General features: G+C 43.2%; 26 protein-coding genes and 1 pseudogene. 5 read left to right on the plus strand and 22 right to left on the minus strand.

The window, feature by feature from the left end; translation table 11 throughout:
* Positions 1 to 146: 146 nt before the first annotated feature.
* The 3 genes from AC58U0_RS09270 to AC58U0_RS09280 all read right to left on the minus strand — a co-directional run bounded on the left by AC58U0_RS09270 (position 147) and on the right by AC58U0_RS09280 (position 2198).
* Complete coding sequence (locus AC58U0_RS09270; RefSeq protein WP_497378721.1) at positions 147 to 716, minus strand: DUF1802 family protein; 570 nt, start codon at positions 714 to 716, stop codon at positions 147 to 149.
* A gap of 768 nt (positions 717 to 1484) precedes the next feature.
* Positions 1485 to 1652 carry a hypothetical protein gene (locus AC58U0_RS09275; protein ID WP_497378722.1) on the minus strand — a complete coding sequence of 56 codons (168 nt, stop codon included), beginning with the start codon at positions 1650 to 1652 and terminating at the stop codon, positions 1485 to 1487.
* A 93-nt stretch (positions 1653 to 1745) separates the two neighbouring features.
* Positions 1746 to 2198, minus strand: coding sequence for a Dps family protein (locus AC58U0_RS09280; RefSeq protein WP_497378723.1), 453 nt, complete (start codon positions 2196 to 2198; stop codon positions 1746 to 1748).
* Between the two features lie 206 nt (positions 2199 to 2404).
* Here AC58U0_RS09280 and mtnK point away from each other — a divergent pair, with 206 nt between their 5' ends.
* A complete protein-coding gene (gene mtnK, locus AC58U0_RS09285; protein WP_497378725.1) occupies positions 2405 to 3631 on the plus strand; it encodes an S-methyl-5-thioribose kinase in 1227 nt (408 codons plus the stop codon).
* Entirely contained in the window at positions 3628 to 4719 is a 1092-nt protein-coding gene (mtnA, locus tag AC58U0_RS09290) for an S-methyl-5-thioribose-1-phosphate isomerase (protein WP_497378727.1), read from the plus strand. The genes mtnK and mtnA overlap by 4 nt, the downstream gene beginning before the upstream one ends.
* Positions 4720 to 4778: 59 nt before the next feature.
* Here the strand turns inward: mtnA and AC58U0_RS09295 are convergent, their stop codons facing one another.
* The 13 genes and pseudogenes from AC58U0_RS09295 to AC58U0_RS09355 form a co-directional block, all read right to left on the minus strand.
* Positions 4779 to 5735: an AraC family transcriptional regulator gene (locus AC58U0_RS09295; protein ID WP_497378728.1), complete on the minus strand. Its 957-nt coding sequence runs from the start codon at positions 5733 to 5735 to the stop codon at positions 4779 to 4781.
* Between the two features lie 30 nt (positions 5736 to 5765).
* Complete coding sequence (locus AC58U0_RS09300) at positions 5766 to 6785, minus strand: Gfo/Idh/MocA family protein (protein WP_497378729.1); 1020 nt, start codon at positions 6783 to 6785, stop codon at positions 5766 to 5768.
* A gap of 174 nt (positions 6786 to 6959) precedes the next feature.
* Positions 6960 to 7725: pseudogene (locus AC58U0_RS09305) on the minus strand (M15 family metallopeptidase); the annotation flags it as partial.
* Positions 7726 to 7916: 191 nt separating this feature from the next.
* On the minus strand, positions 7917 to 9212 hold the full coding sequence (locus AC58U0_RS09310; protein ID WP_497378730.1) for a homocysteine synthase: 1296 nt from the start codon (positions 9210 to 9212) through the stop codon (positions 7917 to 7919).
* 179 nt (positions 9213 to 9391) lie between these two features.
* A complete protein-coding gene (locus AC58U0_RS09315) occupies positions 9392 to 10276 on the minus strand; it encodes an ABC transporter ATP-binding protein (RefSeq protein WP_497378732.1) in 885 nt (294 codons plus the stop codon).
* A gap of 2 nt (positions 10277 to 10278) precedes the next feature.
* Positions 10279 to 13173, minus strand: a complete 2895-nt coding sequence (locus tag AC58U0_RS09320) for an ABC transporter permease (RefSeq protein WP_497378733.1) — start codon at positions 13171 to 13173, stop codon at positions 10279 to 10281.
* Between the two features lie 19 nt (positions 13174 to 13192).
* The gene (locus AC58U0_RS09325) at positions 13193 to 14233 is read right to left on the minus strand and encodes an efflux RND transporter periplasmic adaptor subunit (RefSeq protein WP_497378734.1); all 1041 of its coding nucleotides are present in this window, start codon (positions 14231 to 14233) and stop codon (positions 13193 to 13195) included.
* Positions 14217 to 14885: an ABC transporter ATP-binding protein gene (locus tag AC58U0_RS09330; RefSeq protein ID WP_497378850.1), complete on the minus strand. Its 669-nt coding sequence runs from the start codon at positions 14883 to 14885 to the stop codon at positions 14217 to 14219. The genes AC58U0_RS09325 and AC58U0_RS09330 overlap by 17 nt, the downstream gene beginning before the upstream one ends.
* A 255-nt stretch (positions 14886 to 15140) precedes the next feature.
* Positions 15141 to 15863, minus strand: coding sequence for an amino acid ABC transporter ATP-binding protein (locus AC58U0_RS09335; protein WP_497378851.1), 723 nt, complete (start codon positions 15861 to 15863; stop codon positions 15141 to 15143).
* Positions 15864 to 15876: 13 nt separating this feature from the next.
* Positions 15877 to 16524, minus strand: coding sequence for an amino acid ABC transporter permease (locus tag AC58U0_RS09340; protein WP_047676658.1), 648 nt, complete (start codon positions 16522 to 16524; stop codon positions 15877 to 15879).
* A gap of 84 nt (positions 16525 to 16608) precedes the next feature.
* Entirely contained in the window at positions 16609 to 17397 is a 789-nt protein-coding gene (locus AC58U0_RS09345; RefSeq protein ID WP_057307209.1) for a basic amino acid ABC transporter substrate-binding protein, read from the minus strand.
* A 232-nt stretch (positions 17398 to 17629) separates the two neighbouring features.
* Positions 17630 to 17932, minus strand: a complete 303-nt coding sequence (locus tag AC58U0_RS09350; protein ID WP_497378737.1) for a YunC family protein — start codon at positions 17930 to 17932, stop codon at positions 17630 to 17632.
* A gap of 136 nt (positions 17933 to 18068) precedes the next feature.
* Positions 18069 to 18581 carry a DUF1003 domain-containing protein gene (locus tag AC58U0_RS09355; RefSeq protein WP_497378739.1) on the minus strand — a complete coding sequence of 171 codons (513 nt, stop codon included), beginning with the start codon at positions 18579 to 18581 and terminating at the stop codon, positions 18069 to 18071.
* A 245-nt stretch (positions 18582 to 18826) separates the two neighbouring features.
* Between AC58U0_RS09355 and AC58U0_RS09360 the strand changes: the two genes are divergently transcribed.
* Positions 18827 to 19324: a hypothetical protein gene (locus AC58U0_RS09360; RefSeq protein ID WP_497378741.1), complete on the plus strand. Its 498-nt coding sequence runs from the start codon at positions 18827 to 18829 to the stop codon at positions 19322 to 19324.
* 45 nt (positions 19325 to 19369) lie between these two features.
* Here the strand turns inward: AC58U0_RS09360 and AC58U0_RS09365 are convergent, their stop codons facing one another.
* From AC58U0_RS09365 to AC58U0_RS09390, 6 genes are all read right to left on the minus strand, one after another.
* Positions 19370 to 21235 carry a putative bifunctional diguanylate cyclase/phosphodiesterase gene (locus AC58U0_RS09365; protein ID WP_497378742.1) on the minus strand — a complete coding sequence of 622 codons (1866 nt, stop codon included), beginning with the start codon at positions 21233 to 21235 and terminating at the stop codon, positions 19370 to 19372.
* 26 nt (positions 21236 to 21261) lie between these two features.
* Positions 21262 to 22785: a PAS domain-containing sensor histidine kinase gene (locus AC58U0_RS09370; RefSeq protein ID WP_497378743.1), complete on the minus strand. Its 1524-nt coding sequence runs from the start codon at positions 22783 to 22785 to the stop codon at positions 21262 to 21264.
* A 134-nt stretch (positions 22786 to 22919) separates the two neighbouring features.
* Complete coding sequence (locus tag AC58U0_RS09375) at positions 22920 to 23282, minus strand: DUF423 domain-containing protein (RefSeq protein ID WP_497378852.1); 363 nt, start codon at positions 23280 to 23282, stop codon at positions 22920 to 22922.
* A 38-nt stretch (positions 23283 to 23320) separates the two neighbouring features.
* Positions 23321 to 23623 (minus strand): hypothetical protein, encoded by a 303-nt coding sequence (locus AC58U0_RS09380; RefSeq protein ID WP_057307203.1) that lies wholly within the window; start codon positions 23621 to 23623, stop codon positions 23321 to 23323.
* Positions 23624 to 23712: 89 nt separating this feature from the next.
* Complete coding sequence (locus AC58U0_RS09385) at positions 23713 to 24633, minus strand: AEC family transporter (protein ID WP_497378745.1); 921 nt, start codon at positions 24631 to 24633, stop codon at positions 23713 to 23715.
* Between the two features lie 35 nt (positions 24634 to 24668).
* Positions 24669 to 25109, minus strand: a complete 441-nt coding sequence (locus AC58U0_RS09390) for a MarR family winged helix-turn-helix transcriptional regulator (RefSeq protein ID WP_047676650.1) — start codon at positions 25107 to 25109, stop codon at positions 24669 to 24671.
* A gap of 157 nt (positions 25110 to 25266) precedes the next feature.
* Between AC58U0_RS09390 and AC58U0_RS09395 the strand changes: the two genes are divergently transcribed.
* A complete protein-coding gene (locus AC58U0_RS09395) occupies positions 25267 to 26199 on the plus strand; it encodes a hypothetical protein (RefSeq protein ID WP_497378746.1) in 933 nt (310 codons plus the stop codon).
* A gap of 76 nt (positions 26200 to 26275) precedes the next feature.
* On the plus strand, positions 26276 to 26515 hold the full coding sequence (locus AC58U0_RS09400) for an NHLP leader peptide family RiPP precursor (RefSeq protein ID WP_497378748.1): 240 nt from the start codon (positions 26276 to 26278) through the stop codon (positions 26513 to 26515).
* Positions 26516 to 26535 lie beyond the last annotated feature (20 nt).

The following is a 26535-nucleotide window of genomic DNA, read 5'->3' on the forward strand; positions in this document are numbered from 1 at the left end:
TTTGAATGTACAAGATAAACGACAATCATTTCAAATGATTATCATTGATTCTCATTAGAATAATTCTATTATAACTTACTATGCTAAATCAAGAAAGGGCATTTGCATGAAAAAGCTGGTCATTTTCTGAAAATGCTACCTTTTAATTATGCCAAAGTGCGCTTAATTTCAGCAACCCTCGCAGCAAACTCCTCATTACTCAAGACTGGAACCAAGGAAGACTCTTCCGGGATAGCAGCCCCAAGCTCAATCCATGATTTGCAGCCTATATAGGCTTGTTCGATCGGAATCTGCAAAGGTTGTACCAATGTATATACCCTTAACAGCATGATATGAAGCGGATTCTTACGTTTCCACTTTAATCTTTCTTCCGTGAAATTTTCGGTCCACATGTGATAAGGATACAGTTTATTCAACTGCTCTTGATCACTAACCTCAATATCTTCTACCATTCGAGCATAGCTGCTAATCGTTACGTGTGTATCCTCTGCACTCCAGCCGTTGAGGGATTCATCGATAACCCCGCGATAATCTTCCTTCAATAATTCTTTTCTCTGATGTTCATACGTCGGATAGAGAAAGAAATCAGCAGATTCCACTTGAAAATCTTTTGTTTCCTCAACAATTCCTCCCTTGCGCATAATAAAAATTTGCGTTCCATCTTCCAACGCTTTAACAGCCGATGCCCATTCTTTCAGAGCCTTTGGTTTCCCCATGACGCAAACACCTCGTTCTCCTCATTAATCTTATTTATTATAAGGAATATCAAGAAGCAAAACAATGTGACATAACGTGTGGCTAAAACTAGAAACTCCTGTTTGACGATAGAGACTGTCAAATCATTCAACCAATGTCACCTTAGATTGAGGTATCTTACATCGGTGTCAATCGTCATCTATGCTTAATTGAAGTTGTTCGATGAATGAATCCATTTGTTTGATTGAAGGATGTTGTAGAAAGTGCAACAATTACTGCCTAAATCTCGCCTCTCTTCCTTCGTTGTTGCATCATGTACAACAATTTGGTCCTATACAGGCCATTTCGTTACAAACGGGCTCAAAATGTTGTACAAACTGCAACTTCAAGTTGCAAAATAGCCTTTAGGTGTGTGAATTGTTGTAGAAAATACAACATGGTAAGCACTATTAGCCCTCTCGAAAGCTGAATGACCCTAATAAAGAATTTTTGGGTTATGCCTATTGCCTTTTTCCATCACCATTAGAGCGGGATAGTAAACCTGGGGACAGATCATCGGTAGGTTTGCGTTTTGCAAATCATTTCGTTTTATTAGTCCAAAACGATGGGAGCCTCCAAATTTCGTTTTGCGACTCGGCAGTGTACAAAACATCATTTTCCGATGTGGGTACCAAAAGTTTTCATTACACGAAAACCGAAGATTGGAGCGTTCAATGTCGCTCCATATAACTGAACGCAACGTAAAAAAGGGATGGCCCTACTAAACTGGGCCATCCCTTTACTCTCTTTTATTTCGAAGTTTCAGCGTAATATGTTGGTTGCATGCGCGCAAACTGATCTTGATTTTGTTTCATGGGATTAGGATCAGCAGTCGCGCTAGGAACATCTGCATCGAAAGCGATCAGGAGCAAGAAGAAGCAAGCAGCCACAACAAGCAGCAGATTCAGGATTTTCATCACAATGACATCCTCCAGAACTGTTTTGCTCCAAGTATAGCCAAGTTTCATCAAGTACATGTTTGTTCTGGTTAAAGATTTTGTAAACTTGGACTAGCCTAGGAACGACTGCAACATCCAGCGGTGCTTTTCTAATGAAGTTTGAATGGCTAGAAGCATATCGGACGTGGTGTCATCTTGAACTTCTTCACAAGCCTGCATACCTGCTTTCAATTCTTGCGTAAGGATCGTGAAATCTTCTATAACAGCTTCGACCATTTTCGTGGCGGTTTCTGTACCTGAGGCCTCTTTTAGGGACGATACTTCCAAAAAAGCCTTCATCGTAGCTGCCGGCTGACCACCGATAGAAAGCAACCGTTCAGCCAGCTCGTCCACATGCAGGGCAGCTTCATTGTATAGCTCTTCAAATTTAACATGCAGTGTGAAAAACTGATTGCCTTTCACATACCAATGAAAGTTGTGCAGCTTGACATAAAGTAATCCCCAGTTTGCAATTTGCTTATTCAGAACAACTTGGATAGATTGGGTTAAGGACGTTGTCACCATATTAAGCCTCCTGATCTTTTATTAATCGGTTTATTCTGTTCATGTACACGTTAATTTACGTTAGAAGCACTTATTTTATGTAATTTGTGCAACATTTCCTAAGTTAGTATTTCAAGCAGCTACATTTTGTCTTATACTAGGAAAAGACGATTAAAACATAGTAAGTTAGTTGGAATTAAACCCAATGAATCATAGGAGGTTACTACATGTCCACTTACCATCCTTTAAGTGAAGCCCAAGCTATTGAATACGCACGTCAAATTCCAAATCTGTTTCAACCGGACTCAGACTTAACTAGTCATGAAATCGGCGACGGCAACTTAAATCTTGTTTTTCGCATATCCGAAACAGCTACAGGAAAAAGTATTATTTTAAAACAAGCCCTTCCTTATGCCAAAGTTGTCGGCGAATCCTGGCCGTTAACGCTGGACCGCGCACGAATTGAAAGTGAAGCGCTCTTGATCGAAGAAGGCTTGAATCCAGACCTCGTACCTCACGTTTATGCCTACGATGCTGATTTGGCGCTTACCGTAATGGAGGATCTGAGTGACCATATCATTATGCGCAGAGGTTTGATTGAACGTAACCAGTACCCACTCTTTGCTGAGCATGTCGGTCGCTTTCTAGCAAATACGTTATTTTTCACATCGGATCTAGGCAAAAATCAACAAGAAAAGAAAATCCAACAGGGTCGATTTATCAACCCCGAGCTTTGCAAAATTACAGAAGACTTAATCTTCGATGATCCGTATCGCGATGCAGAAACGAACAATATCGAAGCTCATATCCGCGATGCGGCAGAACAGCTTTGGGCGGACAGCGAGCTTCACTTTGAGATAGCTATCCTTCGCAATAAATTCCTTACGAGTGCACAAGCGCTTCTACATGGCGATCTGCACACAGGAAGCATCTTTATCAAACCTGATTCCACGAAGGTGATTGATCCTGAGTTCGCTTACTACGGGCCGATGGGCTTCGATATTGGCGCTGTACTCGCAAATCTGCTCCTCAATTACGCTGCTCAAGAGGGCTGGAGTAAAGATAGTGAGAGCCGTGCTTCCTACCGCGCGTATTTACTTCAAACCGTGAAGGACGTATGGACCCATTTCGAAACGAATTTCCGCGTGTTATGGGATGAGCACGGTGTAGATCGTGTATTCCAAACACCTGGCTATCAAAACTACTTCTTAGCCAATCTGCTGCAAGACACCGTCGGATTCGCCGGAGCCAAAATGGTGCGCCGTATTGTTGGACTTGCCCATGTGGCTGATATTGATAAAATCGAAGATGCAGCTGCAAGAGAGCGTGCACAGCGCTTGGCGTTAGCCATTGGCACTTCATTCATTCGTACCCATCGTCAAGTGAAATCCATCGATGAGCTTATTGCCATCGCCACCCAAGAATCTGCTGCAGAAAGAGGATTAGTCCTATGACGAACAATAACAACAAAGATTTAGAAGTGCAAAACCATGAGAACCAAGGTGCCTTGCAATCCTTGCGTTGGAATGGCCAGCAGCTTGATCTGCTCGATCAACGGCTGCTGCCGGAAGAGATTCTGTATTTGCCGCTGGAGACACCGATAGAGGTGTGGGAAGCCATCCGGCATTTGAAGGTTCGCGGCGCACCAGCGATAGGAATCGCCGCCGCGTATGGGGTATACCTCGGCATCCGTGAAGTGGATGCTCCGCTCGCCGGGCTTCTGGCGGAAGTCCAGAAGCAAGCGGACTACCTGGCGACGTCGCGTCCGACAGCCGTGAACTTGTTCTGGGCGCTCGATCGCATGCGAGCGCAGGCTGTGACTTTGGCAGGAGCTGGCGTAAGCCCTGCTGCCTTCAAGGAAGCTCTCCTCGACGAAGCGCAGAAGATTCAAGCAGAGGACGAGGAGACGAACCGCCTTATTGGCGAACATGCACTAACGCTGTTCGAGGATGGGTTCGGCGTGCTGACGCACTGCAACGCCGGGGGCTTAGCGACAGCCAAGTACGGCACGGCGCTAGCGCCGTTCTACTTGGCCAAGGAAAAAGGCATGAACATCAAAGTGTTCGCGGATGAGACCCGGCCGGTGCTGCAAGGCGCACGGCTGACCGCCTTTGAACTGCAGCAAGCAGGCGTTGACGTGACGCTGATCTGTGACAACATGGCCGGCGCGGTCATGTCGAAGGGCTGGATCCAGGCGGTCATCGTAGGAACAGACCGTGTAGCGGCTAACGGTGACGTCGCCAACAAAATCGGCACCTACAGCGTAGCCGTACTGGCGAAAGCGCACGGCATACCGTTCTACGTGGCGAGCCCACTCTCCACGATCGATCTGAATACGCCTACGGGCGGAGACATCCCCATTGAAGAGCGTCATGAGGATGAGATTACACAAGGCTTCGGTAAACGCACAGCTCCGCTAGGGGTAAAAGTGTTCAACCCAGCCTTCGACGTGACACCTAACGAATATGTGACAGCTATTATTACCGAAAAAGGCATTATACAAGCTCCTTATACGGAAAACTTGCGGAAGCTGTTCGAATAAAAAAATAAGGCTGTTCCCTGCGTAGATCGTTCAAACTACGAGGGAACAGCCTTTTTCATTTATACAGGGTTCAATAATTGATCACGATATTGATTCGGAGTGACACCATGCGCTTTCTTAAAGACATAGTGCAAATAATTACTAGAAGCAAAACCATTGCTTTCCGCAATTTTGTCAAGGGTCAACGAGGTTTGAAGCAGCTCGCTGCATACATGTTTCAAACGCACCTGTTCCAAGTATTCGCTGAACGAGATGTTCGCCTGCTCCTTGAAGATGCGCTGAAGCTGCCTTGAGCTGATCTGTAAGCGTTCAGCTACTCCTTCAAGCGTCAGTGGTCGACGGAAGTTATCCTCAATGAATTGAATAGCTAGCTGATACCGATAGCTCTTCATATCACGTGCAGGCAGGTTCACACCTTGTTGGTCCGCCTTATAGGCCCCTACTGTCCTTAACAACATTTGCACAATAGACTGCTTAATGATCGTGTACTGCCCCAGCTGATTGCTTCTCCAAGCTTCATAAGCGATAAGAAAGCACTTCATGGCTTCCTGTCGGTCTAAAGCAGGGACATGAGGAAGCTCGCTCAGCTGCCTTAAGCATGCATCTGCCTCAGCAATCTCCCAAGCTTCACCCCATGCTTCTGGGACGGGCATAGAACCTCGCTCATCTTCACCTTGATCCAGCTTTACGATATCCACATGCAAACATAGTTCACCCATCGCTTCCCGCTCATCCGCTTCTTGGCGATGACTAACGCCTGGTGCCGTTACATAAAGCATGCCTTCTTGAAGGGGATGCGTGACGCCCTCCAGGATCACCCTGCCTTTGCCATAGGGGATGTAATGAATTTCATACTCGGAATGTTGATGGAAATCTATGATCATTCCTGCAGGAAAGGAAGTCAGATGACAGCGCAGTACTCGAAGTCCATAAGAACCCCACCTGAAGCTTAATTCCAAGCGATCCAATGCCATTGGATTCTCGAGCATGGGTTCAAAGTAAAATGGCTGACTCATCTGTAGTCCCTCCTTTTTTACCTGCAAAAATTATTGGTTCAGTGAATCAAGCCGCACTTGTTGTTTGGTTGCAACGGAACGATTAGAAGCCTCCATCAGCTTCGTTAAATCCACAGCAAGCCCAATATTTTCAACCGCTTTTGTCCCATTCTGAATATGAGCTACCCATTGATCGAACGCAGATGGCTTTGCTTCAGGTCCGTTCTCATACGCTACCCATTGTGTGCTTGCATCTGCAAGCTTTTTCGTACGAAGTAAGACTCTTCCATCATGGTCAGAATAAAGGACGCTGCCATCCGTACCGTGAACTTCAATTACAAATGGTGAATATGCGTTCACAAAACCAGCTTCTACGATGCCAAGAGCACCATTTGCATACTGGAGGGTTGCTACCGCATTATCTTCAACTTCTCTACCTGTTACGTAGCCATAAGAAGCGCTTACAGCTTCAGGAAGCCCCAACAATAAACGAGTTAAATACATAGGATGACAACCGAGATCAATAAGGGCGCCTCCGCCACATTGCTCTGCATTGTAGAAATGCTCTGGCAGCCATCCGTTCGGATTTTCATTCGTGGAAATCCCGCCATTGTGTGATAAGCGTGTTCGAACGAGTGTAATCTGGCCCAATAATTCTTTTTGGACAATTTCTTGAATTGCTAACGTATACGTTGGATTCAAACGAGGCAATGAAACTGTCAATGTCACACCCGCTTCATTAACAGCATTCAGAATCTCATTAACTTCATGTAAGGTTGGTGCAATAACTTTTTCTGTGAAAATATGTTTACCTGCCTTCGCAGCAGCGATCATTACGTCTCGGTGTAGGTTGGTCGGTGTATCCACAACAACAGCGTCAATTTCCTTATTTGCTAATAACTCTGCTAGATCTGAGTAAAAGCTCACACCGCGCTTCGCGGCTTCCGCTTGCCCACGTTCTGGAAGCTCATCCCAAACTGCAACAATCTGAGTATCTGGATGCCCCTCTACTTGTTTTGCATAGTCATTTGCATGCACGTGCCAAAAACTTAACATCGCTACTTTAATCATGTTAACCTCCAAATAAGTGACTTGGTTTCATTGTAACATGACATAACGTCCTGATAAATTTCGAATTAGCGACAGAATAAGGTGCAAAATAGTGACACCTTCACTACTTGGTTACAGGCACCGCATTGTAATACTCCTCCATTGTCAAGCTTTTGGCAACCATTTCTTTCGAAACATCTATACCCACATAACGAATATGCCATGGCTCGTATTGATAACCGGTAATCGTTGATTTACCTTTGGGATAACGAATAATAAATCCGTACTCCGCCACATGTGTTTCAAGCCATTTCGCTTCCTTGGTTCCAGCGAAGCAATCTTCCGCCGCACACTTCCCATCGCTGCCCGTAACATCTATGGCTAGCCCAGTTTCATGCTCACTCGTCCCAGGAACAGCACTGTACATTTTGGCTTTCTCTTCGCCGTCTTTAAGTACATAACGCTGGAATAGAGCTTTCTGCGTTGCATAAGAGCGATAAGCCGAAACGCCAGCAAGATGGATACCGTCCTTATCAGCTCCAGCAAAAAGCTTTTCAATCGCACTGGCTGCAGTTTTACGCATTTTACGTTTCTCATTTTTCTCAGCAAAAGTAAATGGAATGTCAGGGTATACCAAATCCGTCGGCTCGTAGCTCGATGGTAGTGAATTTTGCTTATTTACAAGAACCGTTATACTCTCCGGTTTGGCTACAACTTGGATAGCTCCACTCTTTGGCGGAACGGCAGAAGCTGACGGGGATGCTGTAGGAACAACAGAGGGTTTCGCGGTTACTACAGGCGATGGAGATGGGTTCGAAGAAGGCGTAGGACTTCCCAAACTAACCGGCGGAGTAGACGTTGCAGTGGGACTACCTGAAGGAGCTACTTCCCCCTTGCTGCATCCTGTTGCTATGCTAAACGCCAAGAGTATGGCGAGCGTATATGTCGACTTTTTGTTCATGATCTTCTAGTTGCCTCCTCAAATAAGAAAAACTTACACATGAATAGACTTCTGATCTCGTGCAAAAGTTGCATCGCAAATTAAAAAAGGCTGCAATTTTAGGTTTTGAGCCTAGATCACAGCCTTCTTATTTTATGCGTATTCGTGTACGGTTACAAGCTTAGAATTCGTAAAATAATTCCTTTGCTCTTCTAGCCCTGACTTGATGCAATCGCTTGTTCCAAATCATAGATAATATCTTCGATCGCTTCTGTACCAACGGATAATCGAATAAGTCCTGGAGACACGCCGGCAGATACTTGTTCCTGTTCATTCAATTGTGCATGCGTCGTGCTGGCAGGATGAATAATCAACGACTTCGAATCACCGACATTCGCCAAATGCGAGAATAGTTTAACGGAATGTATCAGCTTCTTGCCGGCTTCAATACCGCCTTTGATACCAAAGCTCAAAATAGCGCCTTGACCCTTCGGCAAATACTTCTGAGCAAGTTTATAGGAAGGATGGCTTTCTAAGCCAGCATAACTAACCCATTCTACGGAGTTATGTGACTCTAAAAATTGAGCAACCTTAAGGGCATTGGAACTGTGGCGTTCCAAACGCAGATGCAGTGTCTCAAGTCCTTGCAATAAAAGGAACGAACTGTTAGGAGATAACGAAGCCCCTAAATCTCGAAGCAGTTGAACCCGTGCTTTAATGATGTAGGCAATTGGACCGACAGCCTCGGTATAGACGACGCCGTTATAGCTTGGATCAGGCTTCGTCAAACCAGGAAATTTACCGCTTGCAGCCCAATCAAATTTACCGCTATCTACAATAACACCGCCAATCGTTGTTCCATGTCCACCAATGAACTTGGTTGCGGAGTGAACAACAATATCGGCCCCGTGCTCAATCGGTCTAAGCAGGTAAGGGCTCGGGAATGTATTATCAATAATCAAAGGAATTCCATTTTCGTGAGCTATTGCCGCTACAGCCTCAATATCGAGAATATCCCCTTTAGGATTACCGATTGATTCCGCATAAATGGCTTTGGTCTTGTCCGTAATCGCACCTCGGAAGTTTTCCGGATTGCTCGAATCAACGAATTTCACTTTAATGCCTAGTTTAGCTAATGTATTTGAAAATAAATTATATGTACCGCCATACAAGGCAGAAGCTGAAACGATTTCATCTCCTACCTCAGCAATGTTCAGAATGGAGAAGGTGATGGCTGCCTGACCGGATGCTACAGCAAGAGCGGCTGGGGCGCCTTCCAACGCGGCAATCCGTTTCTCAAATACATCGGTCGTAGGGTTCATTATACGGGTATAAATATTGCCAAATTCTTTGAGCGCAAATAAATTTGCAGCATGGTCCGTATCGTTAAACACATAGGATGTCGTTTGATAAATCGGTACAGCCCTTGAATTGGTCGCTGGATCAACCTGTTGACCTGCATGAATCGCTAACGTTTCCGGTAAGTACTGGCGTTCTGAATCTGACATTGCACATGCCTCCTAAGATAAAAAAAAATAAATTGAATAATAGCAGTCATTTACTTTAAACTCGATAATTCCTACTGGAATAGTATACAATCATTCTAATGGAAATATCTAGGTAAAGTCAATATAACATATTGGGATTTTTTTCTACACCAAAATGTACATGCAACAGCGGGCCTTTCTCAAGATTGGTCTGGCGGAAGGAGAACAATTCGTCCATCTTCCATCGCAACGCGAACTTTATTCGTATTGGAAGCACCAATCGATTCGAGGAAGTTTGCAGGAATTTGCAGTCTGCCTGCCTTGTCAACGACCGCGTATTCGATATGAGAATCACCTTCGGCAGCAACGATGCCTTGCTCCAGTTCCAGCAATTCCTCCTGGTAGGATTTGCGCCGCAGTATCTCCGAGGAGGTTTTGCCGTCACGAATGGCAACGACACGGTCTACTTTCTTAGCTAGAAGCGGATCGTGTGTGACGATAACAACCGTTAAACCGAAGCTGCGGTTCAGCTCACGGAATAGATCCAGAATTTGATTCGCCATCTTCGTATCAACAGAACCTGTCGGTTCATCAGCAAGTAAGAGCCTCGGCTGATTAGCGAGTGCAATAGCAATCGCCACACGCTGCTGTTCTCCGCCAGAAAGCTCATTTAGCTTATTATTTCTTCGGTGGCTCAAACCTACAGCTTCCAGTAAATCTAGTGCTCGATGACGCTTGCGTCGTCCCTGCAGCAGGATAGGCAGCTCTACATTTTCCAAAGCTGTCAAATAGGGAATCAGGTTACGCGCATTATTTTGCCAGACGAAGCCAACGGTTTCCCTTTTATACTTCACCAGATCCGATTCCTTAAATTTCAACAAATCCTTCCCATCTACGTGGAGATTCCCTGCCGAAGGTCGATCTAACCCTCCCAGCATATTCAACAAAGTCGATTTGCCACTGCCACTGTTGCCGATAATCGCCATCAGCTCTCCCTCCTCAATATGGAGATCAAGCCCTTGCAGGGCGACGACTTCAATGTCAGCCGCTTTATAAATTTTAACTAAATTTTCACAGTGAATCATCCTTAATCCTCCCCAAGCTTAACGGCTTGATGAATCTTAATTCTGGACAGCATCGTGCCGAGTAGTAATAGACCCGTCCCTATCATCATAGTGACAATGACGTACAAATGCAGCTGATCATTCGGATCAAAGCTCACTTGAAAAGGCGGCACTTGACTTGATGAATCGAAAGTTAATTGGAATAACGGAACAAACAGTCTGCTGGCCGTATTCCCCGTAATCATGCCAATTAGTACAGCTGCGCCAGAAGTTAATAATTGTTCAGCGATTAGCATTCCGATCAGCTGCGCAAAAGAAATTCCCATCGCCCGAAGCACGCCGAATTGTAAGATCCGTCCGGACAACGAAAGCACCCAGTACAGGAGAAACCCCATAAAGCTTATGCCAATAGCAATCAGGAAACCTAGCGTCATAACGCCATTCACAGCCAGTTGGAATGGATCATTCTTGGAGAGTACCAACATTTGCTTCGTATCCATTAAACTTGAGAGGGGTATATGATTAAGCTCTAGCTCTTCATACAAAGCTTGACTGGTCATATCCGGTTTTAGCTTTAGCCAAACATCATACGGCTCAACAGCCATATTATTTTGAATGTAGGAGAGATGGCCAATCACTAACTTCGGTGCATCCACTTTACTTTGCTTCGTCGTGTTAGAGCTGCTCCCTGTTTGAGTTCCAGCGGTTAAGATCGGATTGGGATTCCAGCTCGGCCAGTAATCGATAATCCCATACACTACACAAGTGGCTCCCTCAACATCATTCCATCCTAAATGCACCACATCGCCCACTTTGGCTCCAGTTTCCTCGGCTATAGACTTGGAAATAAGCACCGCTTTGGAATCGCCAGCCAGTAGGTTTAAATACTCGTAAAAGTGATGATCAAGCAAATGGTCGCGGAGCCAAGCCGTTTGACCAAATTCATCGGTATCAATGCCCATGAACGCTGTTTTTTTCGTTTCTTTGCCAAGCGCGAAATAAGCATCTTTCTTATTAAACACTCGAGCCGCTGACTCCACACCTGCCAACTGTGTGAAGGGCAAGAACGGAGGCTCCGTATATTGGACTCGCTTCTTAATAACGGGTTGACTAGCACTGGAACCCGCTTCTGACTGAAGGCCAGATGGGCCTGACTCTGGGGGCGGTGCATCATTGTCCCATTTGGTTTGCAGAACGATATCCGCCCCATTCTTATAACGGATCTTCTCTTCAATATTTTTGTTCATCGTCCTTGCTGCGCTGGCACTAAACAACCCTGTTGCAAGTGTCATAATGATAAACAGCATAATGAACTGATATTGTGTGGTTGATCTGCCAACTTGGAGCAGCGTTGAATACAAATAAGGAGGCCACCATTTTCGCCCTATGAGATACAACAGTTGAATGACCCATGGATATATCCGAAGCAGGAATAGGCCCATAGCAAAAATGAATAATGCAGGGACTACGAAAAGAAGTGGATCTACTTTCATGTCCATAGAGTCCAGCCCTAAGGCAACGAGATCATTCATTCGTCGGTTAAAGCTTTGTAATAAATAAATAGAAACAGCCAATAAGACAACATCGAGAAACATTTTATGTACAAAAGAGAGTTTGTTCTTCCTCGCCATGGTTTGTTTATGGCTAACAATTGTAGCGCGAGTGGCGAGTACAGCGGGAATAAGAGTCATACATACCGATGCGATGACAGCAATTAAAGCGTATTGATAGGCCTCTTTATTCAGCTTGACTTCCATCGCTGCGCGCTGGACAAACGTTAAGAATCCATTCGATGCACCCAGTATTTTTGTTAACTGAAGGCCAATTAGAGGACCAACTAGAAGTGCAACTCCCCCTAATAAAATACCTTCCAGCACATAACCCAGCAGAATCTGAGTCCGGCTTGCTCCTCTGCTGCGAAGCACGGCAATCTCTGTTTTCTGTCGTTCTGTAATCAAATTGGCGACCATGAATAAATAGAAGGCTAGTAAAATACTAATGGGCACATTAAGCGACCACAGCATAATTCGGAGTTTTTTCTCTTTCTCACCATACAATTTCAATGTAGTAATCGCTGGATTCTTGACTGTAAATGTGTTGAAATGATTGCTTAAATAGCTGGTTATCCTTTCATGTGTGCTGGTGTAGGCTTCAAGTCCTTCCAACTTTAATTGATGATAATCCAGAATGTAATCCCAATAGGAAAATGTATTAGGAAAACTGTTGTTTTTCGTAAAATCTTTTTCAAATAAGGTAAAGGGAATGAAAAATTTCGAACGCAAATCGCTCATATTATTCGTCCAATAAAGATCGGCATAATCTGTACGATCAATAACAGCTACAGGCTTTATTCGAATGTTTTGTTTCAAATCTTTGTTAGCGATGGTTAATTCATTGCCGAGAACGATTTTTAATTGAGTCAACAGCTCAGGAAATACCCACGCTTCATACACACCATCCACAGGTTCCTTAGAAGGCATGACACCGTCAACAATACGTATATGCTTTTCCAACTCCGACATCGCTGTTAATTCAGCTGCGCGGTTTACTTTAGGGTCTACCTTGCTTGGATCGCTAGGTGTAAGCTCGAAATTTAATGTGCTGCGCGTTATCGTGGATAGGAGAATCGGCAAGCCGAATTGCTGGCTTTGTTCTGCCATAAATGCATCCGTTTCCGCTAAAAATTGATCTCCGCTTTCTCCCATTATGTAAGCAGAATTGTAGGCATGCCCGGGATATTGCTGCGAGTTGGTTTGTAGAACTTCCAAATCTTTGATCAGCATACGCTGTAAAATGGCGTGTGTATAAATGGGCATTGAGCTGGCAAGTGCGACCGAAATAATTAGTCCCACCAGTAAACTAAGCTCTAGCCAGCGGTTTTTGACCATTTTACGGAGAATCATCAGAAATAAAGCCATTGCTATCCTCCTAAAGATGCTAGTTATTTAAAATAACATTCTGACCTTCCTTTAGTCCGGTTCGGATTTCCACTTCTGTAGGTGTTACAAGCCCTTTCTCAACATCGACTTCCTTCCGACTTTCACCAATCAACACTTGAACGTAATCCCTACCTAGGTAACTCCGAAGACCTGTTCTTGGGAGGACAATGACATTTTCTCTTTTCTCGACGATGATTGTTATGTCTCCGGACACACCGATCGCTGCTCCTTCGGTTCCATCGGGAACCCCAACGATAATCGTTTTCGCATTTCTTTCGGCTTGCGCTTTGTTGTCCGTTGGTGGTGAGCTTGAAGGCGTCCGGAGCACCTTGCCTTGTATCTTATTTCCAGAGGAACCAATCTTCACTTCAACATCCATGCCAACTTCAATACCGGAAAGAGTGCTTGTATCTGAAGATTCGTAAGATAGCTGCAGCTTTGTAGGATCAGCGATGACGACAAGCGTACTGAAGGCATCCACGACATTCCCCTGCTGTGCATCGGTTAAGTAAGTTACCACTCCTGTGGAATCAGCCGTCAGCCTTGTCTTGTCCAGTTCGGCTTGGAGGGCTGCCAATTGAAGCTGCGCGGCTTCGACATCTATGGCCTTCAAACGATTCGCTAGCACTTGATCGGGGTCAACCTGTCTCGTTTGCACACTAGCAATCTGAGCTTTCTCCAGATTCAGTTTTTGAAGGGCAATCCGAGTTTCTAAGTCGCCTTTTTCCAGTTCAGCGAGCACATCCCCCGGCTTAACGGTATCGCCTAGTTTAACGCGCAATCCAGCTAACCGATGACCTGACTCTTTAAAATAATAGTTGGTCGTTTGACTAGACTTAAACGTCCCAATAACACTGACTTTCTTCGTTATACTGCCTTTCTTCACTTCGTAAAGGTCGAAATTTTCTTTCACGGGTTTGATTAAAGGCGGTTTAAGCGCTTCCTCTTCTTTGGGCAACAGAGAGCATCCCGCTAGTAAAAACACAGCACTTGTTAGTAGAACGAGCTGAGAAGCGAATTTATTAACCTTCGTCGACAATGGTACCATCCTCCAGTGCATACACTTCATCTACAATTTCCATAATAGCGAGATCATGCGTGGTCAAAATAATCGTCATTCCTTCTTGCACCAAATCTTTGAACAATTTAAGCACCTGGAGGCCCATTCTGCTATCTAACTCAGCTGTAGGCTCATCTGCCAAAATCAACTTTGGCTTGTGCGCAATGGCCCTGGCAATCGCAACCCTCTGCTGTTCTCCGCCGGAAAGTTCATAGGGACGATGATTCATTCTCGGCTTCAATCCAACGAAATCCAGCGCTTCTTCTGCCAAACTCTTATATTGATTGGGGTGAATACCCGAAATGCGCAATCCAAACTCTACATTCTCATAGGCTGACATATAGGGCACCAAGGCAAAAGATTGAAAAATAAGACCAATCTGCTTCCGTCTGACTTCATTGCGCTTGGAATCAGATAAACGGCTAATCTCCAAGCCTTCTAAATAAATGGTTCCTTCCGACGGATGATCGAGTGCCCCTAATATATTGAGCAGCGTTGTTTTACCAGATCCGGATCTCCCGCGTAACGCCACTAGTCTGCCTCTGGGAATACTTAAATGAGCTCCCCGCAATGCGTGAACAGCTCCCGGTCCTTTCCCAAAAACACGCGTAACGCCAATTGCTTGAACCATGGGCACTTGATTTTCATTCGTTTTCAAAGCTAGCACCTCTTTAGAATTGGATTCGAAATGACCAAGAATGGATAGAGAAATAAACTTCTTTGGAAGCGCTTAAATACATGAGCGAAAACGATGGAATAAATCACCTTTATTTTCAATATAAGATAGTTACCTTCATTATAAATCTATCTTTTACCAAAAAGATACAAATAAAAAAGAGGATCGGCATGCGATCCTCCCTGCTTACTTCTATTCTTTTAAAAAGTACTATAGCACTTTAGACAGAAATGATTTCGTACGTTCCTGCGTGGCATTTTCAAAAATCTGCTCGGGCTTTCCTACTTCGACAATAACGCCTTGTTCCATAAACATAACGCGGTCACCGACTTCGCGGGCGAAGCCCATTTCATGCGTGACAACAACCATGGTCATCCCTTCTTTGGCCAGCTGTTTCATAACAGCAAGCACTTCCCCGACCATTTCAGGATCAAGAGCCGATGTAGGCTCATCGAACAGCATAATCTTCGGCTCCATAGCGAGCGCCCGTGCAATAGCAACACGCTGCGCCTGACCGCCCGAGAGCGAGTCTGGAAGGGCATTGGCTTTATCCGCCAGCCCAACTTTATCAAGAAGCTCTAGCGCTTTCTTTCGCGCTTTATCTTCCGGCCATTTTCTCACCTGAACAGGCGCTAACATGATATTATCAATGACTTTCATATGCGGGAACAAATGAAACCGCTGGAAGACCATCCCGAGCTCCATACGGATCTCATTGATCTTATTCGTCGGATCCATAATCGATTTACCATCAATCAAGATACTGCCGCTATCCGGCTGTTCTAACAGGTTCAGACAACGCAGAAATGTCGATTTCCCTGATCCGGAAGGTCCTATCACAACTAGAACCTCTTGGTTCTGAATATCTGCACTAATATCTCGCAGGACGATATTATCCCCGAACGATTTTTTAAGATTTTTAACTTCAATCATAGCTGTCATATGTCTACACTTTCCTTTCCAGATAAGCAAGCAGCTTGCTTAGAGAGTAAGTGAGAATGAAATAAATAAGAGCAGCTGTTAAATAAGGTTCCCAGACTTTAAAGTATTGGCTGCGCATCGCATTGGACCAATACATCAATTCTGGTGCAGCAATAACAGCGAATAGGGAAGAGTCTTTAATTAGCACGATAAACTCATTTCCAAATGGAGGAATCATACGTTTAATGGCCTGAGGCAAAATAACCGATTTCATGGTTTGGAAATGGGTCAATCCCAGCGAATGCGCGGCTTCTGTTTGTCCTTTATCGATGGATTGAATACCAGCTCTGAAAATCTCGGCCATGTAGCCTGCTGAATTCAGAGATAAAGCAACGATTGAAGCGATGATCGCATTCGTTGTTCCTATGAATAAAGGAACGATTCCAAAGTGGACGAGTAATATTTGAACGAGCAGCGGTGTGCCGCGGAAAAAGTTTACATAAATACTAGTTGGCCATCTTAGGTAGCCGCGGTGTGACATTTTGCCTAATCCAACAGCTAGCCCTAATACAGAGCCGAACAGGATTGAAAGAATGGATATACCAATCGTCCAAAGCGTACCCTTCAGTAATAAAGGTATATATTCAATAATGATGTCAAAACGAAAATCCATTCCACACTTCCTTTCATCCATTATTTTGCTATTTAAAGAACAAAAGCATGCGCAAGGTTGAAGTCACGCATGCTGTTGACCCTATTATTTTTGTTCAAGCAATTTCTTTGTATCAGGCTCTTGACCGAACCATTTTTTGTACACTTTTGCATAAGCACCGTTCTCAATTACTTTCTTGATCGCCGGGTCTAGCTTTGCTTTAAGCTCGCTTCCTTTAGGAAGCAGAATACCGTAGTATTCGGACTCAAAGCTTTTCGGATCAGAAATCGTAGTGAATTTCTTGTTCGGATTATTTTTCACATATTCACGAACAATCGCAATATCAGCTACAACCGCGTCAACACCGTTATTCTCAAGCTCCATTAAAGCTAATGTGTTATTATCCAGACGTTTCAAGGATGGGTTCTTATCACCCATAATTTTGCTCATCAGCGTATCCGCCGTTGTAGAAATTTGAACAGCTACTTTCTTGTCTTTCAAGTCTGCCGCGCTTTTAATCGGGCTGCCTTCTTTAACAAGAATCATATTCGTAGATTCGAAGTAAGGGATGGAGTAATCGTAAGTTTGTTTACGCTCATCTGTAATTGAAACACTGGAAATTCCTGCTTGAAACTCTTTACCTTGCTTCACACTTGTTAGCATAGTATCCCAGCCTGTGTTCGTGACCTCGTAGGAAAGACCTGCTTCCTTCATCACTTCAGCAAGAAAATCGATATCAAAGCCTGTCATCTTATCTTTATCCATATATTCCATTGGTGCATAGGCAGCATCAGTAGCAAATTTGTACTTCGTGCCACCACTTTCCTTAGAACCACAACCTGCTAGCGCCACAACTAAAACTACAGTTAGTACAAAAAACAATAATTTTTTCAAAATAATTCCCCCCGTTCTATGTAATGGACGAATCATATTTTAACACTTGGTCAATAAAATAACAACGCCTTCATTGAGAAAATTCGCTAGAAATATATTGAAAATGGCTATTTTTTTCATTTTTAGATATGTGCACAATAAACAGATGGTTGGTTGGTCATCGTGCTCAAACAAATAAAAACGCCGAGATCCTAAGATCCCATGCGTTCTAATTTTGTCATTCAAAACACCTTTACATCATTTTCAAAATAGCTTCCCGTCCCGTCATCCCAGCTACAATGCCCAAATCTTCTGCCGTGTGTGTCACCGATTCCAGCGGCGCTTCCAGAAGTTCTTCAATCGTACGAACTCCCGTTGCCCGTGCAGCTACAATGTTCCTGTCCCTCAAGCGTTCATTAAGCAGCGCAACATCGAGAGCGCCACACATAATATAACCTTTATCCGTTGTCACAACCAACAGCGTCGTTTTCGGCAGCTTCACTTCAATAGCAATTGCAGTACGTCCTTCAAGGAGAATGGGTTCAACGCGCATCATGCTCTGCACAGCTCCTCTTCGCAGTCTTACGTTAGTATATGCGCGCTCGGCTAGTACGGTGTGAGAAAGGTTTGAAAAGTTTCAGCTGAATTTCAAATTCGCGGGGAAAGCATTTGACATGCATTGAAATGGATTTTCATTTTTCCCGCAAAAGTTTTTTAATCTCTGATAGTTCTTCTTTCACTTCATTCCTAAACTCAGCAAAATCTGCCTCAAGTCTATGTAAATGTCCTTGCATATCAACTATTTCTTGTTCAGCTTTATAGTTAATCGCAAAATCAATAATAGCTTCTTGTTTGTCTCTCGCTGACTGTCTATTCTGACTCATCATTATAATTGGAGCTTGGAATCCAGCAAGAAAGGATAATAGAAGATTTAACAAAATAAAAGGCGGTTCATCAAAATGAATAACCTTAGTAATCGCCAGAGAGTTTAAAATAACCCACATAGCCAAAAACACCATGAAAATATTAATAAATTTCCAACTTCCAACAAAACTTGCAACATTATCGGCGAGTCTATCCGACCATTTTGTTGATTTTACATAATCCGCATTTAAATGTTCATGTATATTGCTTTGAAAATTATCAACCAATCGTTGAATTCTACCTGCATACTCTTTTAAATCCTTTGTATTTTCATTTTCCATTGTTATCACTGCCTTTATTTGTTATTGAAATGGATTTTTTATTCTCATATAACTAAAACATCATATCATACTTTGATTAACTCATTTTATTAATCATCTCCAACATTCCAATAGGGTTCTTAAATAGGGTTCTTATAGTGTATGTTGAAAGTACTTTTGATCTTTGGGGGAAGCAAGCTATATTTGGGTATGATATCATGATATAGTAAGTGCAAGAGCAGTTTTCTAGGCAGCAAGGAGGCTATATGAGTCAAGGAAAAGCAGACACAAGTCCGAATGGACATTTATTTACCGTTGAAATTCTGATTGAAGAAGCCACGAATGGCCTTGCCATGGAAAAGCTTCTTCATCTTCTGAATGTGGATACAGTCAAGGATTACCAAATCATTAAAGGTATTCAACTTGGCAAGCTGATTGAACTTAACACAAAAAAAGAGAGCCCCTCTCCGTTACAACAAAGCAAAAAAACGGCTGCTGTCCCACCTTCAACAGGAACAGCCACGGCGAAAGCCACCGCCAACAGTGGAGCTTCAGATAAAATTATTGAGCAATTGGAAAGTTTCAAAGTGAATAATACGTTAATCCGTTTAACGGTTATCAAAGGTCAGGGAATCAAGCTTAATCTTCCTTGCCGTATTTTGAATTATGATAGCAGTAATCAAAATGTATCGGTGTATCATGTAGATGAGAAGAAGGTCTACTTATTCAAATTGAATGAAATTGATGATTATGTCGCATTCTAAATAAAAGTAAGAGGGTATCCCAGAATAAGGATACCCTCTTATTATTTATTTGGCATGGACAGATGCAGCTGATGCATTCGGGATGCCCGTTCTTAGCATTTTCTCTAGTTCATCCGCACTTACGGGTGGACTAAACCAATAGCCCTGCACCTCATTACAACGGTTTTGGTGCAGGAAATGCAGTTGATCTTCGGTTTCTACGCCTTCAGCAATGACCTTCAGATTCAGATGGTGCGTCATCGCAATAATTGTGGCCACGATGGCCGCGTCATTCGGATCCACCATGATATCTCTAACAAAGGAACGATCGATCTTCAGCTTATCAATCGGAAATTTCTTTAAGTAATACAGCGAACTGTAGCCTGTCCCAAAATCATCAATGCTTACATTCACACCCAGTTCCTTAAGCTCAAGTAAGGACTGAATAGCATGATCCACATCCATCGTCATGCTTTCGGTGATTTCAAGTTCCAAATACTGCGGATCAAGTCCTGTTTGTTCTAAAACATGTCTGATCTTGCCTTTGAGATTGTGTTGAAAAAACTGCCGCATAGACAGATTCACCGATACTGGCATCATCGCATAGCCTTGGTTCTGCCATGCTTTATTTTGTTTACATGCAGCGCGCAGTACCCATTCGCCGATCGGTACGATCAATCCAGACTCCTCAGCAAAGGGAATGAAATAGTTTGGTGAGATGAGACCTTTCTCCGGATGCTCCCAGCGGATCAAAGCTTCAACACCGACAATACGCCCTGTCTCAATGTCGACCTGAGGCTGATAGTATAAGACGAACTCATCCCCGACAATCGCCCTGCGAAGCTCACTTTCCAGCTTGAGTCGGTTTATTGAAACTGACTTCATATCCGTATTGAAGATCTGAAAGTCGTTGCGCCCCTTCTCTTTGGCTCTGGCTAGTGCAATGTCGGCATATTTCATAAGCATTTCCGCTTCGTCGGCATCATCTGAAGATATCGCAACGCCGATACTAGCTGTAATATGTAGTTCATATTGCTCTAAAAGAAACGGCTTTTCGAGGACACGATTAATCTCTGCGATAACCGCAATTACATCATTAGAATCGGCTACATTCGTATAGAAAAAGGCAAATTCATCGCCTTCTGTGCGAGCCAAGTAATCATTGTCCGTTACACATCTCGTGAAACGCTCTGCTAGCTGCAGCAACAGCATGTTTCCGTAATCGTAACCGAAACTGTCATTGACCAGCTTGAAGCGATCAATGTCCAAGTAAAAGACAGCTACCTTTTGTCCAATGGATTTGGAAATATTTAGCCGCTCATTCAAGTTATCTCTGAACATGCGCCTGTTCGGCAGCCCTGTCATATCATCATAATAAGCCATATAGCGAACTTGCTCATCGCCGCGCTTACGCTCTGTGATATCCTGGCAAATGAGAATATTGCCTTTGGAATTAGGCTGCAAATCAACAGGAACAGCCGTAACACTCAAATCCACCCGATAGCCGCTTTTATGTATGACAGCAGTTTCAAAGGTAACTGGAGTCCCGCTTCTCACCTGTTCAAGCTGGCTGCCTGTCCGCTCAAGCTGCTCTTGTGTAACAAAGCTGATAAATGGTTGATTGAGCAGCTCTGATACGGAGTATCCGAGAATGCTTTCTGCCGCTAAATTAATCCGAACAAATTTACCTTCTTGATTAAAAATACCAATTGCATTCGGATTGTGCTCGAATAAGGAATCAAGTACATTTAAATACGTGTGATCCCGCGGCATTTCCATTTTTAAGGACTGTGTACTTCCACCTTTTCTAAGCAGCACGATAAGCAGCACTAGTGAGGCAAGCAAACAAATCCATGCAGCATACGGCTTTACGTAAAAGCTTACGAATATGGCGACTAACAGATATCCGCCAATATAGAGCCGGTTTTTCACAAATTAGCCTCCTCTTACTGCTCACTCTAGGTACTAGGAAGCGTCACACTGACAACCGTTCCTTCTCCCACTTTACTCTCAACCACAAATTGGCCATGATGATCCTCAATGATTTTATTCGTAATCATGATGCCAAGCCCAGTCCCTTTTTCCTTCGTTGTAAAGAAGGGCTCTCCAAGCCTAGCCAATGCATCCTGCGGTATCCCATGCCCTCTATCTTGAAACAAGACACGCACCGCTTTGTCTCCCACTGAAAATAGTTGAATATCGATTTGCCCGCCATCTGGCATTGCTTCCATCGCATTTTTGATCAAATTAATGAAGGATTGCTTCAGCTGGTTTTCCTCACACAGAACAAGCGGCAAATGATGCTCCAAAGCGACAACGAATTCAATGTTGTTAATATAGGCGTGTGTTTCAAGCAGGGTAATGACACTTTTGATAATATTCTCGATGCTTTTGGGCTGGTAATGTATGAAATGCGGCTTAGCAAGCACGAGCATTTCTGTAGTAATCAGTTCGATCCGCTCTAGTTCGGACATCATAATATCGTAGTATTCTTTCTTATTTACAGCACCCTGGTGCAGAAATTGCATAAATCCTTTGAGCGTAGTCAATGGATTACGAATTTCGTGAGCAACCCCAGCAGCAAGCTGCCCGATAAGGGACATCTTATCTGACCTGTGGAGCAGCTCTTCCGTACGCTGCCGCTCAGTAATATCCTTGAATGATAGGACAACTCCAATGATTTGATCTTGATCCAAGATCGGCGAAGTCATGTATTCAACCGGAAACGAGTCTCCATTTTTTTTGTAAAAGATCTCGTTTGAACAATCACAAACCCCTTCGAGCATCGTTCGATATAACATATTTGCATTCTTGTATTGCAAATCTTCATCGATTCCACTCGCACGTGTCAATACGAGATAAGGATTCTTCCCTGCCATTTCTTCATAGGTGTAACCCGTTAAGCACTCGGCCGACTTATTCCAAAACGTAGTGCCAAAGTGCTCATCGATGCCAAACATCCCCTCTGAAACGGCATTTAGAATGAGTTGATTTTGGTTTTGATTCAGCAGGGATTGATAAACACGTCTGCTTTCCTCAAGCTTGTGCTCCAAACGCTTACGTTCTGATACATCTTGAATCTGAACCACTGCAAGATGGGGTTGAGCATCCGTATCACGAAGGAAGGAAACTTGAACTATTCCCCATATCATGGAGCCATCCTTATGGACGTAGCGATTCTCTTTTTGGGAAGATTCCCGCTCACCACGAAGAGTTTGCTCACATAGTTCTGCATAGGTCTCCACATCATCAAGATGCGAAAACTCCTGAATAGGCAGACCAATCATTTCTTCTTCTGTGTAGCCTAAGAGGCTGCATAATGATGTATTCACCATGAGTAACCTGCCGTCCAGACTAACGATTGCCATTGCAATGACTGCGCAATCAAACAATTGATGATATAGCTCATGGCTTGTGAGTAGCTTTAGTTCCGAAGCAATTGGTTTACCCGTTTCTGATTGGTTCCCCGTGAAATCAGCCATGCGCCACATCCTTTCAATTAAGGAAGAATGATCGTTTCCGTCATGACTACTTTCTACATGATCCGCGCTTTTTCCTGCTAAGAAGACACAAGACAATGAAAAAAGAGTCAGATTCCCTGACTCTTTCCACTTTTTTATTTGTAAGCGGCCACGGCCAGAAGCATCCATCCAACCAAGAAACTCAGCCCGCCTAGCGGAGTGATGGGTCCAAAAAACTTGAGTCCAGTCAAACTCAGGCCATATAAACTACCTGAGAACAGGATAATACCGATAAAAATGGCCCACCCCGATGCATTCACCATAGAGCTATTTGCCAGCTTGTCCGACAAAAGTGCAATAAGAATGAGAGCTATCGCATGAATCATGTGATATTGAACGCCGGTCTGAAACACATCTATCTTATCCGGAATTCTTTGTTTCAAGTAATGAGCCCCAAAAGCGCCTAGAGCGACTGAAAGAAACGCATTCACACTACCTAATAGCAAAAAAAGTTTCATCATTTTCTTCTACTTTCCTTCCGTGACGATTAATTTATTTATTCCACTTCGCCAATATCATGCTGACCGACAATTAACCGCACGGGCTCCAAAAACACACGTGTTATCGAAGGCTTTTTGATAAGATCGAGTTCAATGTCTACAACCTTATTTCGAGCGGTTTTGCCTTCTCTTTTGTCATAAACAACATCAAATTGCTTCAGACCAAGCTGATAAATCACAACAGATGAACCAATCGTTAATGCATTCGATTCAAATTCGCCATGTTCAAATAAGACCTCTGACAAAATTTCTTCATTCATATCCACAATCGTAACATACTGACAAAATTGGTAACGCATTAAGGAAGTCCCCCTTTATAGATAAGTATGGTTACCCATTCGCCGAAAAATGTCGAAATTCCTGCTAACTTCATGATTCCCATCCATGTTCATATAAAATCCAAACAAAAGATAACAACTGGAATTGTAAACATACTAAATAAAGTTGAAGTAAAGACAGCCTGTGAAGAAAACTCCGGTTCATTCTCATATTCAATGGCCAGCAAAACGCTGCTTAAAGAGGTGGGCACAGCACACGAGAGAATCAATGCTTTGGCCGTAATTCCTTCAATCCCGAGCAGCCAAACAACAAAAAATCCGAGCAACGGTCCTGCGGCAAGTCTTAGTATATTAGAAACGAGCACGTTAGAAAAATGAAATTCCCATTTCATGCCGCCAAGCTGCACACCTAGGGTAAGTAAGGCTGTCGCCATAAAAGCATTTGAAATATACTGCAGCGGTATATGAACCGATCCTGGAACAGGTAAATGGAAATATCGCAGCAGCAGAGCAATTGGAATGGCATAAATGACCGGTAAGGAAAGTATGGTTTTCATCGTTGCTTTCCATGTTGATTTATGTGCGTTTAAGGTATAAATACCATAGGTATTGGGAATTAGCGTTTGCAAAATCATGATCACAATTTGGATAGATAAGGTATAAGCATTCCCACCAAAAACAGTTTGATTCAGCGGCAGTGCGTAATTCGCACTATTGTAGAAGATCACACTATTACGCATGGCAATACGCATACCGCGCTGCATCTTTTTCGAACGAATAATAACCTCAATGCTTGCAAAAAGGAGGCTAAAGAAAAGGACAAAAAACAAGAGAACCTGCATTAAAACATGCAAGTTCATTTCGGACTCATACAGCTTAACAAAAACGAGCGCAGGTGAAAACACGTAGAAATTAAGCTTCGATAATGTCTTAATATCAATGTGGAAAGCGCGGTACATCGCCGCGCCGATAGCAATCATAATACTAATAGGTACAATGTTATTTACCAAAATGTATATGAAATAACTCATTTCAGAGCCTCACTTCAAAAACCTATAGTCGTTCCTTAGTCGAACGCATTTACGCTGCTGATAATACGTTTCAACTGTTCATTGAACGTATAAATTTCTTCAGGAGATAGCCCGCTTGACGCAAGCAGCGACTGTGGGATACAAAGCGCCTTCTCGTAGAGGGCAAGACCCGCTTCTGTGATTTGAATATTCACGACACGCTCATCTTCAGAAGATCGTTTCCTTTGAACCAATTGCTGAGCTTCCATCCGCTTAAGCATAGGTGTCAAAGTACCCGAATCAAGATCAAGCTTCTCGCTAAGCTCTTTGACTGTACTTTCCTTTTGATCCCAGAGAACCAACAGCACCAAATATTGCGGATAGGTGATCCCCAAACCTTCAAGAAAAGGGCGATACATGCGAGTAATGGCTCTCGAGCTTGCATATAGACTAAAGCACAGTTGATTTTCTAGCTTTAAAAATTCACTGCTGCTCATTGGATTGGTTTCCTTTCTGTCAGTCATATTGTGAACAATCGATTTGTTTCAAATGTATATAAAATTACCCCCTCTGTCAAGAAAATACTAATTGTATACTCCGTGAATTCATGCTAGGCTAGTTTCAATAATATACCAATAAAGGGGATAATGACCTATGAACTGGTTTCTTGCTCATGAGAAAGAACTTGCTGACGTATTTGCAGAGGCAGAGGGCGTCATTAGCGCTTTTCCAGCACCGTTAGATCACCTCGGACTTGCCTATCTTGCTACATTTGACGGAAGAAAAGAAGAAAGCACTAAAAATTATATCTGTTACCTTCTACCATATTGGATGAAAGACATTAGTAATCTGCCACCAGAGTCAATGAATAAACTCTCATTAGCGAATGTTTTCGTCATGCTCTACTATTTTATACAAGACGATATTATGGATTCAGCCAAAGGTGAGCATAAGGACAAGCTGCCTCTCGCCAATTTATTCCATATGCATTTCATATCCATTTATAGAGAAATGTTCCCTGCCGGGTCGCCTTTCTGGAGTTACTATGAGACGTATATCACGGAATGGTCTGAAGCTGTTTCCAATGAGCAGCAATCCGATTACTTCCATCAAGACATTGTCAAAGTCGCTAAGAAAGCAAGTCCAGTCAAAAATGCCAGCACAGGAGCACTTCTATTAGCAAACCAAGCTCACCTTATCCCTGTCGTTACTGCTGCTGTTGAACAAACACTTATCACTTTACAAATGCTGGATGATTGGGCTGACTGGGAAGAAGATTTGGAAGAAGGTTCTTACAACTGCTTATTAGCATCACTGCGTAAGCACATGCAGCTTTCAACGGATAGTGCGGTATCGCCTGAAATGGTGAAGCAGCAGTTGTATGTACACGACTTTCTGGATTTCTATGGACAAATCGCCATTACTCATCATGAGCAATTACTAGGTTTACAAATATCTATGACGCAAATGATCAATTTTCATGATTCGCTTGTGCAAAACATTCAAAAAGTCGCACTGGAAATTAAAGAAAACAGAAAAATGTTAACATTAGGTGGATTCTATTACTTTTTGTCGAAAACTAGTTAATTTTGATAGATTATTCCGAATATTCGTGCTATAATTTTTTTGTAGGTAAATTTACCCAATTGAGGAGTGATTAGTCATGTCATCAAATGAAACATTGAAAGCTCAAATTATCCAAAAGGCTTGGGAAGACGAAGCATTCAAGAACCAACTTATTGCTAATCCTAAAGCCGCGCTAAAACAAGCATTTAACATCACTCTTCCTGATGACATCAAAGTTAAAGCAGTTGAAGAAACCTCAACAGAGTTTGTTCTCGTCATACCTACGAATCCCGCGAAAGTATTAGTTACTACGAGTGGCACTGAAAGTACCTGGTAGAATAATATGAAGAGGTGCCA

The organism is Paenibacillus sp. J31P190 (assembly GCF_059692075.1).